Origin of the sequence: Sulfurimonas sp., assembly GCF_026196735.1 — a bacterium.
Classification (GTDB): Bacteria; Campylobacterota; Campylobacteria; order Campylobacterales; family Sulfurimonadaceae; genus Sulfurimonas.
Genome location: NZ_JAPHUF010000014.1, coordinates 1 through 15,099, shown reverse-complemented (window position 1 = coordinate 15,099; position 15,099 = coordinate 1). Strand labels below are relative to the sequence as shown.

Annotated in this window: 14 protein-coding genes; 12 read left to right on the top strand and 2 right to left on the bottom strand. The window is 35.0% G+C overall.

Annotation, left to right across the window (positions count from 1 at the left end):
• Positions 1-104: 104 nt before the first annotated feature.
• From OQK60_RS09140 to ruvX, 9 genes are all read left to right on the top strand, one after another.
• Positions 105-2,684 (top strand): AAA family ATPase, encoded by a 2,580-nt coding sequence (locus tag OQK60_RS09140; protein ID WP_297686282.1) that lies wholly within the window; start codon positions 105-107, stop codon positions 2,682-2,684.
• Positions 2,685-2,709: 25 nt separating this feature from the next.
• The gene (locus tag OQK60_RS09135; protein ID WP_297686280.1) at positions 2,710-3,063 is read left to right on the top strand and encodes a hypothetical protein; all 354 of its coding nucleotides are present in this window, start codon (positions 2,710-2,712) and stop codon (positions 3,061-3,063) included.
• 72 nt (positions 3,064-3,135) lie between these two features.
• Positions 3,136-3,270: a 50S ribosomal protein L34 gene (gene rpmH, locus OQK60_RS09130; protein WP_297686279.1), complete on the top strand. Its 135-nt coding sequence runs from the start codon at positions 3,136-3,138 to the stop codon at positions 3,268-3,270.
• The gene (gene rnpA / locus OQK60_RS09125; protein WP_366854954.1) at positions 3,258-3,602 is read left to right on the top strand and encodes a ribonuclease P protein component; all 345 of its coding nucleotides are present in this window, start codon (positions 3,258-3,260) and stop codon (positions 3,600-3,602) included. The genes rpmH and rnpA overlap by 13 nt, the downstream gene beginning before the upstream one ends.
• Positions 3,603-3,929 (top strand): membrane protein insertion efficiency factor YidD, encoded by a 327-nt coding sequence (gene yidD / locus OQK60_RS09120; protein ID WP_297686277.1) that lies wholly within the window; start codon positions 3,603-3,605, stop codon positions 3,927-3,929. It begins immediately after the preceding gene.
• 2 nt (positions 3,930-3,931) lie between these two features.
• Positions 3,932-5,626: a membrane protein insertase YidC gene (gene yidC, locus OQK60_RS09115; protein WP_297686275.1), complete on the top strand. Its 1,695-nt coding sequence runs from the start codon at positions 3,932-3,934 to the stop codon at positions 5,624-5,626.
• Positions 5,619-6,557 carry a Jag N-terminal domain-containing protein gene (locus OQK60_RS09110; RefSeq protein WP_297686272.1) on the top strand — a complete coding sequence of 313 codons (939 nt, stop codon included), beginning with the start codon at positions 5,619-5,621 and terminating at the stop codon, positions 6,555-6,557. Before yidC ends, OQK60_RS09110 begins: the two co-directional genes overlap by 8 nt.
• A gap of 3 nt (positions 6,558-6,560) precedes the next feature.
• Positions 6,561-7,898, top strand: coding sequence for a tRNA uridine-5-carboxymethylaminomethyl(34) synthesis GTPase MnmE (mnmE, locus tag OQK60_RS09105; protein WP_297686270.1), 1,338 nt, complete (start codon positions 6,561-6,563; stop codon positions 7,896-7,898).
• A 1-nt stretch (position 7,899) separates the two neighbouring features.
• The gene (gene ruvX, locus OQK60_RS09100; protein WP_297686396.1) at positions 7,900-8,301 is read left to right on the top strand and encodes a Holliday junction resolvase RuvX; all 402 of its coding nucleotides are present in this window, start codon (positions 7,900-7,902) and stop codon (positions 8,299-8,301) included.
• On the opposite strand, the gene OQK60_RS09095 is transcribed toward ruvX, so the two are convergent.
• On the bottom strand, positions 8,298-8,798 hold the full coding sequence (locus OQK60_RS09095) for a MarR family transcriptional regulator (protein WP_297686268.1): 501 nt from the start codon (positions 8,796-8,798) through the stop codon (positions 8,298-8,300). The genes ruvX and OQK60_RS09095 overlap by 4 nt on opposite strands.
• Before the next feature lie 92 nt (positions 8,799-8,890).
• Between OQK60_RS09095 and OQK60_RS09090 the strand changes: the two genes are divergently transcribed.
• Genes OQK60_RS09090 through OQK60_RS09080 form a run of 3 tightly spaced genes read left to right on the top strand, consistent with a single transcriptional unit; the run spans position 8,891 to position 14,321 of the window.
• The gene (locus tag OQK60_RS09090) at positions 8,891-10,120 is read left to right on the top strand and encodes a TolC family protein (protein ID WP_297686266.1); all 1,230 of its coding nucleotides are present in this window, start codon (positions 8,891-8,893) and stop codon (positions 10,118-10,120) included.
• A complete protein-coding gene (locus OQK60_RS09085; protein WP_297686264.1) occupies positions 10,121-11,221 on the top strand; it encodes an efflux RND transporter periplasmic adaptor subunit in 1,101 nt (366 codons plus the stop codon).
• Between the two features lies 1 nt (position 11,222).
• Positions 11,223-14,321, top strand: coding sequence for a multidrug efflux RND transporter permease subunit (locus tag OQK60_RS09080; RefSeq protein WP_297686262.1), 3,099 nt, complete (start codon positions 11,223-11,225; stop codon positions 14,319-14,321).
• 38 nt (positions 14,322-14,359) lie between these two features.
• Here OQK60_RS09080 and OQK60_RS09075 read toward each other — a convergent pair whose 3' ends face one another.
• On the bottom strand, positions 14,360-14,980 hold the full coding sequence (locus OQK60_RS09075; protein WP_297686260.1) for a hypothetical protein: 621 nt from the start codon (positions 14,978-14,980) through the stop codon (positions 14,360-14,362).
• Between the last annotated feature and the right edge of the window lie 119 nt (positions 14,981-15,099).

Here is a 15,099-nt window from a genome sequence, read left to right as displayed (position 1 = left end):
GTATAATATTACTGTAAATTAAATAAATAAGTTTCTCTGCGAAGCAGTAGCTTTAGTAAGAGGAATACTGTAAGGAATTCACTTCCTTGTAGGAGGAGATAATAATGAGTAATAATATTTTTGAAAAATTAACAAATAACATGACAGAAGCTATAGAGTCTTCTATATCATTGGCACTACACAACAAAAACCAAGAGGTCGAGCCGATACATTTTTTGTGGGCGCTATTAACAAATTCTAATTCTGTTTTAAATCAGATGTTCAATAAAATGAACATTGACAAGATAGCGATAGAGCTGGATGTTAAGAGTTTGAGTGAAAAATTGCCAAAATCTTCAACAGTCTCAAAAGATAGCATAAGACTATCAAAAAACTTTGTTCAGACACTGGAAAACGGTGCAGGGTTGATGACTAAAAACGGAGATAGTTTTTTAGCTGTAGATACATATATATTGGCAAACTTGAAAAATGAACCATACTCTACAGTATTAAAAAAATATATTGACATGTCAGAACTAGCTAAAAATATAGAGAGTTCTCGTGGCGGTGCAAAAATTGATTCTCAAAGTTCAGATGAGACTATGGAGTCTTTAGCTAAATATGGAATTGATTTAACACTACAAGCAGCAGAGGGCAGTCTTTCACCTGTTATTGGACGAGATGAAGAGATTACACGAATGATGCAGATACTTATTCGAAAAACAAAAAACAATCCTATGCTGCTTGGTGAACCGGGAGTTGGTAAAACAGCTCTAGTAGAGGGTCTTGCACAAAGAATAAGTGACAACGCTGTTCCTACTTCACTGCAGAATAAAAAGGTTATAGCTCTTGATATGAGTGCACTTATTGCAGGTGCAAAGTACAGAGGAGAGTTTGAAGACAGACTAAAAGCTGTAATAGATGAAGTAAAGCAGAGTGGAAATATTATACTTTTCATTGATGAGATTCACACTATTGTAGGAGCAGGTGCAAGTGAGGGTAGCATGGATGCGGCAAATATCTTAAAACCTGCATTAGCAAGAGGGGAGCTTCATACTATCGGTGCAACAACACTTAAAGAGTATAGAAAATACTTTGAAAAAGATGCGGCTCTTCAAAGACGGTTTTTACCAATTAACCTTGATGAGCCTACGGTTAATCAATCTCTTCAAATTCTTAGAGGAATCAAAGAGAGACTTGAAACTCATCATAATGTAACTATTACAGACAGCGCCTTAGTTGCAGCAGCAAGATTAAGTGACAGATATATAGCAGATAGATTTCTTCCGGATAAAGCAATTGACCTCATTGATGAAGCAGCAGCTGAACTGAAGATGCAGATAGAATCTGAGCCAAACGCTCTTAGTTCTGCTAAGAGAAAAAGTTCAGAGCTACATGTAGAACAAGAAGCACTGAAAATGGAGGATACTCCGGCAAATACTAAGCGGCTTGAAGAGATAAAAAAAGAGTTAGCAGATGTTGAGGAAGAGGTTAGAGATTTAGAGACTCGTTTTGCCAGCGAAAAAGAAGTTTTTGAAAAAATTTCAAGTATTAAAAATGATATTGAGAGCAAAAGAAGAGAAGCACAAACTGCCAAAACAAAATCAGAGTTTAACCGTGCTGCAGAGATAGAGTATGGTGAGATACCGGCTCTATTGGAAGAAGAGAAAAAAATAAACGAGAATTGGACAAAACTTCAGAGTGCCGGAACACTTTTAAAGAATTCTGTTGATGAAGAGGCAATAGCTTCTATAATATCTAGATGGACAAAAATTCCAGTTAATAAAATGCTTCAAGCAGACAAAGATAAAATCTTAAATGTTGAAGAGGAGTTAAACAAAGATGTAGTTGGTCAGACAAAAGCTACTCATGCGGTATCTCGCGCAATCAAGAGAAACAAAGCCGGACTTTCTGAGACTAATTCACCTATCGGCAGTTTTCTGTTTTTAGGACCGACTGGTGTTGGTAAGACACAGACCGCAAAAACATTGGCTAAATTTCTGTTTGATTCTGAAGATGCGATGATACGAATAGATATGAGTGAGTATATGGAAAAACACGCAGTATCTCGTTTAGTTGGTGCAGCCCCGGGATATGTAGGATACGAAGAGGGTGGACAGCTTACAGAAGCAGTTCGTAGAAAACCTTATAGTGTAATACTTTTTGATGAGGTGGAAAAAGCTCATCCAGATGTTTTTAATATTCTTCTTCAAGTTTTAGATGATGGAAGACTGACCGACAACAAAGGTGTTACGGTAGATTTTACAAATACTATTATTATTTTAACATCAAATATTGCAAGTGATAAGATAATAAATAACCAAGATTCTGAGGGGCTCCAAGATATGGTTATGGGTGAGTTAAAACAAGCCTTTAAACCTGAGTTTTTGAACCGTCTTGATGATATAGTAATCTTTAATGCACTTGGTCGCGAACAGATAGTTGACATTGTTGATATTTTCTTTAGAGATATTGCTAAAAAAGTAGAGCAAAGAGATATAGAGTTAACTTTAAGCGCTGATGCTAAAGCTTATATAGCAGAGGCTGGATTTGATCCGGTTTACGGAGCTAGACCACTTAAGCGTGCTCTGTATGAGATAGTAGAAGACAGACTAGCAGAGTTAATTCTTGATGGGACTGTAATGGAAGGCTCAAAAGTAAATTTTGATGTACAAAATAGTGAAATAAAAGTAACAGTATCGTAAATAAGATAGAGGTTATAATTTCAAAATGAAATATATATTATTTATAACATTTTTTACAATATCAATTTTTGCATGTACGGGTGACTGCTTGTCGTGTCACCCTAAGCTTCTTCCTACAATCAATGATGATTTAAGACATAAGCCTATGCTTACATGTATTAATTGTCACTCAGCAGAACCAAATAAGATGGCTGACTGCGGAAATGATTGTTTTGGATGTCATCCAATGTCAAAAATAAACAAGCCAAATGTAAGAGAACACGATGTGATACAAGAGTGTAGAGATTGTCATGTTGGAGAAATAGAGAAGCTTTTTGATATTTCAAACTCTCTTAATCAGTCCAATCAAGAGACATTAAAAGATTTTCTAAGTAAGTAAAACGAAACTTAACCGCTCTTTAAGTAAATCTTATGTAACATTGCGGACTTAATTTTAAAGAAGGATATGTCTATGAAAAGAACATACCAACCTCATAATACACCGAGAAAAAGAACTCACGGTTTTAGAGCTAGAATGGCAACGAAGAATGGTCGTAACATAATTAATCGTCGTCGTGCTAAAGGTCGTAAAAGATTGACTGTTTAGGCAATTTTTACACGCTGAAACAACATCGGGAGTTTCAGTATATATATAAAAAAGCAAAAGACTCTCACTCTAGCAGTGTAGTACTTTTTTTTCTTCCCACTCACAACATTCACAAGGTGGGATTTACAGCAACTAAGAAAATTGGTAATGCTGTAAAAAGAAATAGAGCAAAGCGAAGGCTAAGAGCTCTTTTTCGTGAATTTTCTCCAATGCTTAAAGATGGCACATATATTTTTGTAGCAAAACAATCAATTATTGAAATTACTCATGAAAAACTAAAAAATGATTTTATAAAAGTTTTAAATCGCTCTAACGCACTTAAGAAAACTTAGATGATTAGAAAGTTTTTACTAAAAATCCTATGGATTTATCAGAAGTTTTTTACCCTTATAGGTTTTGGAAGTTGCAGATTTTACCCATCTTGCAGTGAATATGCAAGAATTCATTTCGAAAATAATTCCATTTCAAGTGCTTTTTACCACACTTTAACTAGAATACTTCGTTGTAATCAATTATTTGAGGGTGGCGTAGAGTATCCACTACTTGACAAACTCTCTTTAAAGCCCACAGAAATAGGGGTTGATTCTATAAAATATTGGTTGGTTCCAAATAAAAAAAACCGTTTTTATATTATAAAAAATTTTTCATATAAAGGGTGACCGTGTTAGACAAAATGACACCAAATCAAAGATTAATGGTAGCAGTGCTACTTTCAGTTGTATTTTTCGTAGTTTATACAGCAATTTTTCCACCAGAGCAGCCAGAATTGGCACAGACACAACAAAAAAATACTCAAAATGTAGAGCTTAAACAAAATGTGCAAGCTTCAGTTACTCCTCAAGCTTCAAGTGTTGATAGTGTAGTAGGCCATGAAATCTCAACAGATGAGAAAATGGCAGCAAATGATTTAAGTACATTAGTGACTGTTACTAATAAAGATTTTATACTTAAGATGGATACACTCGGTCGTATATCTTCAAAAGAGTTACTTCAAGCCAAGTACAATGACAAAGAAGACCAGCATGCTCAGTTGATTCCTGCAACAGGTACAAAACCGCTGTTTATTAGATTTTTAGATACAAATCTAAATGATGAAGCAACAAAAGTAGCTTACACGGCAAATGTTTCAGAAATTTCTCTTGATGATAGTCCTAAAAAAGTTACTTTAACTCAGAAATTATCGAATCTTACTGTTACAAAAGATATAACTTTTTATACTGATGGTCATTATGATGTTAAAGTCTCGCTATCTGATGATAAAAGATATTTTATCTATTTAGGTCAAAGACCACAAATTACAGAGCAGATGATGACAGTCTCAGGAGCTATGGTTTATACTGATGATGAACTTGTAACTATCATTGAAGATGGCGATGCTGAAGGTAGAAAAGCTTTTAGCGGTGTTGAACTTATCTCTGCATTTGATCAGTACTCTGCATCAATTATGTATGGATTTTCTAAAGACACAAATATTATAGTTGAAAGAGACAGAGACAATAATCCGGTAATATATTTTGAAGCACTACAAAATATGGACTTCAACGGTTACCTCGGTCAAAAAAACTATAAGACTCTAAAGAGTATTAACCCTGTTTTAACCAATGCCATAGAATATGGTTGGTTTACTTTTGCTTCTAAACCTCTGTTTCAGCTGTTATCATGGCTACATGGAATCTTTGGTAACTGGGGTTGGTCTATTATTGCTCTTACTATTTTGATTAGAGCAGTTCTTTATCCGTTGACATACAAGGGTATGGTCTCTATGCAAAGGCTTAAAGAGATTTCGCCGCAAGTTAAAGCTGTCCAAGCAAAATATAAAGGCGATCCACAGCGTATGAACGCCGCAGTTATGGATTTATACAAGAAAAATGGAGCAAATCCTCTTGGTGGTTGTTTGCCGATGCTTCTTCAAATTCCTGTATTTTTTGCGATTTATCGTGTACTTTTAAATGCAGTTGAACTTCAAGGTGCTGAGTGGGCTTTATGGATAGACGATTTATCAAGAATGGATTCTACTTTTATATTGCCAATTCTAATGGGTGCTTCAATGTACTATCAACAAAAAATTACACCAAGTAACTTTACTGACCCAATGCAGGAAAAAGTGTTTAAATTTTTACCGATTATCTTTACTTTCTTCTTCTTGACATTCCCGTCTGGACTTGTACTTTACTGGTTTATAAATAACATGTTCTCAATAGGACAACAATTTATTGTAAATGCACAGTTTAAAAATGCAAAAGATGCAGAGATAGCTGTTAGTGACCATGCTAAAAAAATGCAACATAAAGAGATAGAACAAGAGAAGTCAGAAAGCAAAAATTCAAAAAAATCTTCTGGAAAAAAAGATGATTAAGATAGTATCGGTATCTCTAGAAGAAGCTTACAAAGATGCTGCTTCTAAACTAGAGTGCTCTGTAACAGAATTGACAATAGAGGTGGTGCAAGCTCCAAGCAGCGGATTTTTAGGACTTTTCAAAAAGAGTGCTATTATAGTTGCTGCAAAAAAACCAACTGTTTCTGATAAAGCAGAAGTAGATTTGGATACCTCTGCAAAGTCTAATAAAGGCACAAAAGCTAGTAGATTAGAAGAGTCTGGCACAGAGTCAACATCAAAGATAAAAGCTAAACCAGAGAAAGAAAAACAAAAAAAGAAACCTAAAGAAGATAAAAAGAAATCAGAGCTAAATGTTTTGAACGATACTATCATGCCAGAGTCATTTGTAAGTACTCAAGATGATGAAGACTATGATATGGCAGATATTAATTTCACAGCAGATTATGACGAAGATGATTCAGCACAAGAGCCAATCCAAGATACGGTGAGAGCATCAGAAGTTGCAAAAACAATAGAAAAAGAGATAAATACTCTTTTTAGTCACACATGTTTTGAAATTGACAAAATTGATGTTAATGCCTATGATGAAAACACACTTTTAGTAGAGTTTAAAGGTGAAGATGCAGCGCTTCTTATAGGTAAAGAGGGTTATAGATATAAAGCTTTGTCTTACATGATATTTAACTGGATAAATACAAAGTATCAATTGCAGCTTCGCTTAGAGATAGCAGAGTTCTTGAAAAATCAAGAGGAGTCTATAGGAAGGTACCTTGTAGGTGTTTGTGAAAATATTGATAGAGACGGAAGAGCACAGACTAAAATACTTGATGGTGTTTTAGTTCAAATAGCACTTAAGGAACTTCGCGCCAAGTATCCAAACAAGTATGTAGCAATCCGCTCTACTCGTGATGGGCTTAAATTTATCATTATAAATGATTATAATAATTAAGCTATGAACCATACAATCAGTGCCATAGCAACAGCTAATGGCATAGGCTCTATCGCAATAATCCGTATAAGCGGAGATAGAGCCTTAGAAATAGCAAAAAAACTCTCTCATAAAAAAGATTTTACTCCAAGATATGCTACTTTAACCAATATATATAATTTTAGCAATGAACTGATTGATGAATCTATAGTTATTTACTTTAATGCACCTTTTTCTTTTACTGCCGAGGATGTTGTAGAGATACAGTGCCATGGTGGTTTTATAGTTGCTCAGAGCATTTTAAAAGCCACACTTGCTCACGGTGCGAGACTTGCAACAGCCGGTGAATTTAGCAAGCGTGCTTTTTTTAATGGCAGAATTGATTTAAGCGAAGCAGAAGCAATTGCACAACTTATCGAAGCAAAAAGTGAAGATGCTGCAAAAATTCTAGCAGCTCAAATGAAAGGCTCACTCAAAGAGTATATAGAGAAAATTAGAGATGAAATAATTCATATACTCGCATATTCAGAAGTCAGTATTGACTATGCTGAAGAGGATTTGCCAGAGGATTTGGTTTTACAAATCCAGACAAAACTAAATGAGCTTAAAAAATCTCTTGATTCAACTCTGTTGGCAAGCAAGGCAAGAGAAGGTCTGATGCAAGGTTTTAAAGTAGCAATTGTCGGAAAACCAAATGTCGGAAAAAGCTCACTACTAAATGCACTACTTAGTTATAACCGTGCTATAGTCAGTGATATTGCAGGAACTACAAGAGATACGATAGAAGAGCAGGTAAAGATTGGAACACATCTAATCCGAATAGTGGATACGGCAGGGATAAGAGAAGCAAGTGATGAGATAGAGCGCATAGGAATAGAGCGAAGTCTTGAAGCCATAGAACAAAGTGATATAGTTATTGCACTTTTTGATTCTTCTCGTGAATGTGATGGTGAAGATGAACAGATAATCTCTTTAATAAAATCGCATGCCAAAAATAAACATGTTTTACATGTAAAAAATAAGATTGATTTAGCCCCTAAATTTGTACATGTAGATATTAATTTTGATATGGAGCTAAACTCTAAAGACAGCGTAGATGAGCTAGTAATAGCGCTAGAAAATATTATGAACAAAACAAATACTTCTGATGAGATGATGCTGATATCTCATAGACAGATATCAGCGGTTGAAAATACACTTAAAAATATACAAGAAGCACTTTTTCCACTACAAGACCAAGAGTTGGAGATATTTTCTTTTCATCTAAATGAGGCTGTAAAAGAAATGGCTTCAATAACAAGACCTTTTGAAAATGATGAGATGCTTGACAAAATGTTTGGCTCTTTTTGTTTAGGAAAATAATATCAAATATATAGCTATTGATTTGGGGCTTAAAAGAATAGGTCTAGCATATTCTGCACACAAAGACATTGTTACTCCACTGCCATCAATAATTCGCAAAAATCGTAATCAAGCCGCTGATGAAGTTAAAAAGGTTATAAAAGAGTGGGAAATTGATGCAGTTGTTATCGGTGTGCCTCTTGGTGGAAGCAGTGAAGATGAAATGAAACGGCGCATAGCACATTTTATGAATCTTGTCTCTTTTGAGGGTGAAGTTTTTTATCAAGACGAAGCCGGAAGTTCTAAAGAAGCAGAGTCTATGATAAAAGGCGAGATGAAACATCTTCGTGACGGCAGAATCGACTCTATCTCTGCAATGATTATTTTGCAGAGGTTTTTAAGAACAAAATCTTCTAAGAGCTAATCAACCCTGTTTATATTTAAAAGTACTTTTTTTAACAAAGAGGCGAAGAGCTTTTTTTCCTCTTCGCTAAAAGCTTCAAAGTATTTACTGCACTCTTTTGAAATCTCATTAAGTGATTTTAAAACAATATCTTCTCCGCTTTGTGTAAGGCAGACAAGCATACATCTCTTGTCATTTTCATCTTTTTTTCTGTAAATAAAACCTTTAGCCTCAAGTTTTTTTAAGACCTTTGTCATACCACCTGAAGAGAATATAGTCAAATCATAAAGTTGAGTTGGAGAGAGTATTTTTCCGTGTGTAAAGAGTGAGGCCAAAACATCAACTTCGGAGTTTAACATGTCAAACTTCTCTTTTAAAAAACTCTCAGCATGAGCAAATACTGTTTTTTGAATGAGAGCTATTGGAAAAGTCATTAAAAAAACTTCTGGAAACTCTCCGTTACTGACTTTGTCGTAAAAATTCGTTATAAGGTCTGTATGTACTCTGTTTTTTTTCATAGCAGAATTATAGCCAAAAATATATCTTTCTGGCAAGATATATTTAAGAGTGAATGTGATATTATTGTTCTAAAATAATTAAGGGAGCTTTTGTGAGATTTTTATTTCCACTGCTGTGTCTGCCTGTTTTTTTATACTCTTACACGCTTGATGAGCTCATAGAGTTGTCTCAAAAAAATAGAGTTGTAGAGTCTGCTGTGCATATCGTAACTGCAAAAGAGAAAGGTTATGAAAGCACTAAGAGTTCATATCTGCCTTCATTAGAGCTTGGTGCGACTTATCAAAATGCATATGAAGAGAGCGTATCACTTGCAGAAAATTCAATAAAAGTTCAAGCGAGTCTAAAATATACTCTTTATGACGGCGGTAAAAAAGGAAGCCTTTATAAGCAGCTCAAATCAGGCATAGACTCAAGTAAAGAGAGTGTTGAAGCAATAAAAAACAGCATCTCTCTTGATGTTTCAAGGCTCTATTTTGAATTTATGGCATTAAATGCAGACAAGCAAGCCACCCAGCAAGAGATTGAACAACTCAAAGCTGAATTTCGTAGGTTAGAGCTTTTTTATGAGTCGGGTTCTGTGACAAAAGATGAGCTCGATAAGATTGATGCGACACTCAAAGGTGCCCTTGTATCGCTTTATGAAATTGACCTTGAGAGAGAAAAAATTCTTCATGCTCTTGAGTACTTTACAACACAAAAAGTTGATACTCTGCAAAGCGGTGCAAAAATAAACCTTGCAGATGAGGGTAGTGTTGGTGTAAGACATGATATAAAATCACTAGAGCATGATGCCGCTGCACTTTTATATGAAGCAAAAGGTAGAGAAAGTGAAAATATGCCCAAAGTCTATTTTGACAGTACGCTAAGTTACAGCGACTACTACTTTGATAATAAACCGGCAACTAATTTTTTAGTAGACACACAAAATATTGCTATGATTTACGCTTCTTGGAATATTTTTGATTTTGGATCAACTACTAAAAGTTATGAGTCCAAATATGAAGAGTATTTAAGTAAAAGAGTAACTATTGAACATGAAAAGCATAAAGCGGATGTTGATTATAGACTTGCAAAAAAATCACTAGAGATTGCCAAGCTAAAAATTGCAGCAACAAAAGCTGCTCTTGATGCTGCAACATCTGCATATGAACTTATCAAATTTAAGTACCAAAACGGAACTATTGATAATGTCGCATATCTTTTAGCGCTTAGTCAAAAATATGATGCCGCAAGAAATCATGAAAGAGCGTTATATAATTTAGAGATTAAAAAAGCAGAGTTAATTTATTACAGTGCAAAAGATATTAAGGAGTTTTTATAGATGAAAAATTTAGCATTATTGTTAGTAGTGATGTCACTACTTTTTATAGGGTGCAGTGATGAAAAAAACGCTGCCTCAACTCAGTCGACAATGCCTAAGATGCCGCCACTGCCGGTAAAAGTTCAAATAATCAAATATGAAAAAGTTGATTTCACAAAAAGTTATTCTGCTGTATTAAAACCCTTCAAAGAAGTGGATATTGTTGCTAGAGTAAGAGGAATTTTACAAATAAAGAATTTTACAGAAGGAGCATTTGTAAAAGAGGGTGAGATTATTTACGAACTTGAAAAAGATGAGTATAAAGCTGCACTTGATGAAGCAAAAGCAGCATTTTTAAAAGCCGAGGCTAACTTCAACAAAGCTGCAAATGATTGGGATAGAGGTAAGTATCTATTTAAAAACAGCGCAATAAGCAAGCAGCAAAGAGATGAGCTTTTATATGCTTTTGATGACGCAAAGGCTGAGGTGCAAAAGGCAAAGGCGATAGCTCAAAAGGCTGAGCTAAATTATAGTTATACAACCATTAAAGCTCCTATAAGCGGCATGATTGGAATGAGTAATAGTGATGTGGGAAGTTATATTGACTTTGATGCGCAAAATGCAAATCTTGCTACTATCACTTCCTTAGAGAGTATATATGCTGAATTTTCCGTACCAAGTGTTGATATATTAAAATATAAGGCGCAAATAAAAACAGGTGCAGAAGTTACCATTAACCTTGGTGCAAAAAAATATATCGGTATAGTTGATTATATAGCTCCAAAACTAGATCTTAAAACAGATACTCTTTTGCTTAGAGCGACTTTTAAAAATCAAAACAAAGAATTGGTTGTAGGCTCTTATGTTGAGCTTAGTATGGATGGGTTTAGCTATGAAAATGTTGTAAAAATCCCGCAAAATGCACTTATAAAAACTCCTGAAGCGTTGATGGTTTATGTTGTTAAAAATGGCGAAATATCTATGCGCGCAGTTGAAGTTTTACAAGTAACAGATGGTTTGGCATTAGTCTCTAAGGGCTTAAATGAGGGAGAAAGCATTGTAGTAAGCAACATAGCAAAACTAAGACCAAAGAGTAAAGTAGCTATTATGGAAGGCAATTGATATGTTTTCTGCTTTTTTTATAAAAAGACCTATTTTTGCATCTGTAATTGCTATTATTATCGTACTTGCAGGTATTATCTCAATGATGTCTCTGCCTATTGGAGAGTATCCAAGAGTAGTACCGCCGCAGATAGTTGTTTCAACTTCTTATCCGGGGGCTAGTGCCGATACTATCTCTAAAACAGTTGCAGCACCTCTTGAACAAGAGATAAACGGAGCAAAAGATATGCTCTATATGAGTTCTCTTTCCGCAGATAACGGAGTTCTTAGTATAAGTATATTTTTTGAAGTTGGAACAAATCCTGATGATGCAAAGATAGATGTAAACAACCGTGTTCAAGCCGCACTCTCAAAACTTCCCGAGCAGGTTCAAAGACAAGGTGTAAGAGTTGCTGAGAAATCGCCGGATATGCTTCAAGTGGTTATCTTATACTCTCCCAAACAGACAAAGGATGTGACTTATCTCTCTAACTATGCTCTTATGAATATTGTTGATGATTTAAAAAGAGTCAAAGGGGTGGGTGATGTAACAATTTTCGGTGCAAAAGATTACTCGATGAGAGTCTGGATTGACCCGTTAAAACTCAAGAAGTATTCGCTTACTGTAAATGATTTGGTTTTGGCAATAAGAGAGCAAAACGAACAATACGCAGCAGGAAAACTATCTGCTGAACCGGTATCCGCAAATGAGATGTTTACCTATACACTTGAGACGCAAGAGAGGTTTAGCGACCCTTCGGAGTTTTCAGAGATTATTGTAAGAGCAAATGAAGACGGAAGTTCTCTTAAACTTAAAGATGTCGCTACGATAGAGCTTGGTTCTCAAAGCTACGCAATGAAAAACAAACTAAACAACTCACCTGCCGTTCCGGTGGCAATATTTTTGCAAAGCGGTGCAAATGCAATTGAGACTGCAAAAAATATAAGAGAAACTGTTGCTTCAATAAGCGAGAACTTTGTTGAAGATGTTGAATATGAGATACCTTATGATATTACGGAATTTGTGGAACTCTCAATAAACGAGGTTATTAAGACTTTTATAGAAGCAATTATTCTGGTTGTACTTATTATATATCTATTTTTACAAAATTGGAGAGCTACCCTTATACCTATCTTGGCTGTTCCTGTTTCAATTATCGGTGCTTTTGTAGGGATGTATATATTAGGTTTTAGTATTAACCTGCTTACTCTTTTTGGGCTTGTGTTGGCAATTGGGATAGTTGTTGATGATGCGATTATTGTTATAGAAAATGTTGAGAGACATATAAAAGAAGGACTCTCGCCAATGGAAGCTTCATTTGTGGCCATGAAAGAGGTCTCAGGTGCGCTTGTTGCAATTGTGCTTGTTCTCTCGGCGGTATTTATTCCCGTTGCGTTTTTAGGCGGGCTTAGTGGTGAGATGTACAGGCAGTTTGCCGTGACCATAGTTATATCTTTGGCAATATCGGGGCTTGTGGCGCTTACTCTTACTCCTGCACTTTGTGCACTGATGTTAAAACCGACACATAAAGAGCCAAAGTACTTTTTCAAATGGTTTAACAATTTTTTTGAATTTGCTACAAGAGGATACTCAAAAGCTTTAAAACTGACTATAAGATATGCATTTTTAAGTATGCTTCTTTTTGGCGGACTTATATATATAACTTATGACATGTTCAATTCTTTAAAGACAGGTCTTGTTCCTACTGAAGACAAAGGTACGGTCTTTGTATTTAGTTACAATCCTCCAGGTTCATCTCTTAGCAGAACAGATGCTTTGACTTCTGAGATTTATGATATTACTTCAAAAGACAAAGAGAGTATAAAAAATATAGTTCAGTTTGCCGGGATAGATTTTGTAACTTTTTCACTTAGAACAAATTCGGCAGCTACAATTTTAAAATTACAGCCATGGGATGAGAGAAAAGAACCGCATCAGCATGCATCATATATAGCTTCGCAAATGGGTAAAAAACTCTCTGCTACAAGTGATGGTTTCTCTTTTGGTGTTGTACCCCCTCCCATTAGGGGCATGGGTATAGCAGGCGGATTTGATCTATATGTTCAAGATAGAACGGGCGGTGATATTAAAGAACTTCAAAAATATGTAAATGAAATTATCAAAAAAGGTAATGAGAGAGAGGAATTAGCAGGAGTAAGAAGTACTTTAAATACTAATGTACCAAAATACAAGGTTATTGTAGATAGTGCAAAAGTTAAGTCTAAAGGGGTTGATTTAGACCATGTTTATCAGACTCTAAATGCAACACTTGGAAGTTATTATATAAACGATTTTAATCTTATGGGCAGAACATATATGGTAAATATGCAAGCTGAGGAGTCGTTTAGAAAAAGTCCTGATGATTTAAATAAAATATATGTCAGAGATAACAAAGGCGAGATGCTTCCTATTAGCTCTTTTGTAGAGCTAAAACAGATAGTAAGTGCTGATTTGGTTGAGAGGTTTAACCTCTTTAGTGCGGCTAAAGTCTCAGGTCAACCTGCTCTTGGTTACAGCTCTGGAGATGCACTAAAGGCCATAGAAGAAGTCACAAATGAGGTTCTGCCTCAAGGATATACTATTAGCTGGATTGGAACGGCATATCAGGAGAAGCAGATTTCTAGTGCAGGAAGTATGGCTTTTATATTTGGCATAATCTTTTTGTATCTAATTTTAGCTGCTCAGTATGAGAGATGGCTTATGCCAATATCTGTTATATTGGCAGTACCGTTTGGAGTTTTTGGTGCGGTTGTAGCTAATCACATAAGAGGACTTGAAAATGATATATATTTTCAGATAGGTATCCTTGTTTTAGCAGGACTCTCGGCTAAAAATGCAATCTTAATTGTAGAGTTTGCAATGCAAAAACAAGAGCAGGGAATGAAGATATATGATGCGGTTATCGAGGCTGCAAAAATTCGTCTGCGCCCGATTATTATGACTTCACTTGCTTTCACACTAGGAGTTATTCCACTTGCTTTGAGTAGTGGAGCAGGAGCGGCAAGTAGGCATTCTATAGGAACTGGAGTTGTGGGTGGAATGTTAGCAGCTACTTTCTTGGCTATAGTGTTTATTCCACTTTTTTATGTTCTTGTCTCAAAGTTTAGAAAAAATAGCTAAAATGACATGTAGAGTGTTATTTTAGCTTGAAATTTTAGTTATAGAGCTTTAAAAAAAATAGCAGCTTCTTCTTCATCATCTTCAAGATTAGATTTCTCAAAATCATCATCATTGGCAAGTTTGTCTTTAACTATTTCTTGACAGTATTTAAATAAAATATCTTTTGCCTGTTCGTTGTTGCTTAAAAAACCAAAGCCACTAAATTGGTAAGGTTCTTCTTGCTCTATACAAAGAATAATTCCGTCTGCCTTTTCTTCTAAGACTTCAACTAACTCTCTGTAAGTCACATTGAATTCAGTTATATTCCAGCCAATCTCTTCTAAATCTTTGTTTGAAAATTCTGCAACACCATCAGCTGTTGTATCATCATAACTAGCAAGAGGAGTGTTGATGGCAATAAGTTCTTGCCAATTAGAAAATGCTTTGATTAAAACTCTATCATCTGAAACGACAATTTGATATTTTGGACCAAAAGCTTTTTCAATCTCTACATCTTTATCTGGAATTCCACTGTAGATTAAAATATCACCTTCACTATATGGTTCTGTTAGAATTTCACCGTAAATATTGATAGCAAAAGTCTTTTGAGAATCTATTGCTTTTTTAAGTTCATCTGTATTTGCGGTAATAATTTCTTTAAATAAATTGAATTTTTTCATAATAATCCTTGATTTCTTTATGACATTATAAAAGTTTTTGCTTTATTCTAGTATAATGCCGAAAATTATTTAAGTACTTAAGCTTAAAATTATCAAGGGAAAACAATGGCATTAAATGT

What these genes read in the sequence shown, in the direction of transcription:
- rpmH (WP_297686279.1), top strand. Translation starts at nt 3,136, where the DNA reads ATGAAAAGAACATACCAACCTCATAATACACCGAGAAAAAGAACTCAC.
- mnmE (WP_297686270.1), top strand. Translation starts at nt 6,561, where the DNA reads ATGAACCATACAATCAGTGCCATAGCAACAGCTAATGGCATAGGCTCT.
- yidD (WP_297686277.1), top strand. Translation starts at nt 3,603, where the DNA reads ATGATTAGAAAGTTTTTACTAAAAATCCTATGGATTTATCAGAAGTTT.
- OQK60_RS09080 (WP_297686262.1), top strand. Translation starts at nt 11,223, where the DNA reads ATGTTTTCTGCTTTTTTTATAAAAAGACCTATTTTTGCATCTGTAATT.
- OQK60_RS09135 (WP_297686280.1), top strand. Translation starts at nt 2,710, where the DNA reads ATGAAATATATATTATTTATAACATTTTTTACAATATCAATTTTTGCA.
- OQK60_RS09075 (WP_297686260.1), bottom strand. Translation starts at nt 14,980, where the DNA reads ATGAAAAAATTCAATTTATTTAAAGAAATTATTACCGCAAATACAGAT.
- OQK60_RS09110 (WP_297686272.1), top strand. Translation starts at nt 5,619, where the DNA reads ATGATTAAGATAGTATCGGTATCTCTAGAAGAAGCTTACAAAGATGCT.
- OQK60_RS09085 (WP_297686264.1), top strand. Translation starts at nt 10,121, where the DNA reads ATGAAAAATTTAGCATTATTGTTAGTAGTGATGTCACTACTTTTTATA.
- OQK60_RS09140 (WP_297686282.1), top strand. Translation starts at nt 105, where the DNA reads ATGAGTAATAATATTTTTGAAAAATTAACAAATAACATGACAGAAGCT.
- OQK60_RS09095 (WP_297686268.1), bottom strand. Translation starts at nt 8,798, where the DNA reads ATGAAAAAAAACAGAGTACATACAGACCTTATAACGAATTTTTACGAC.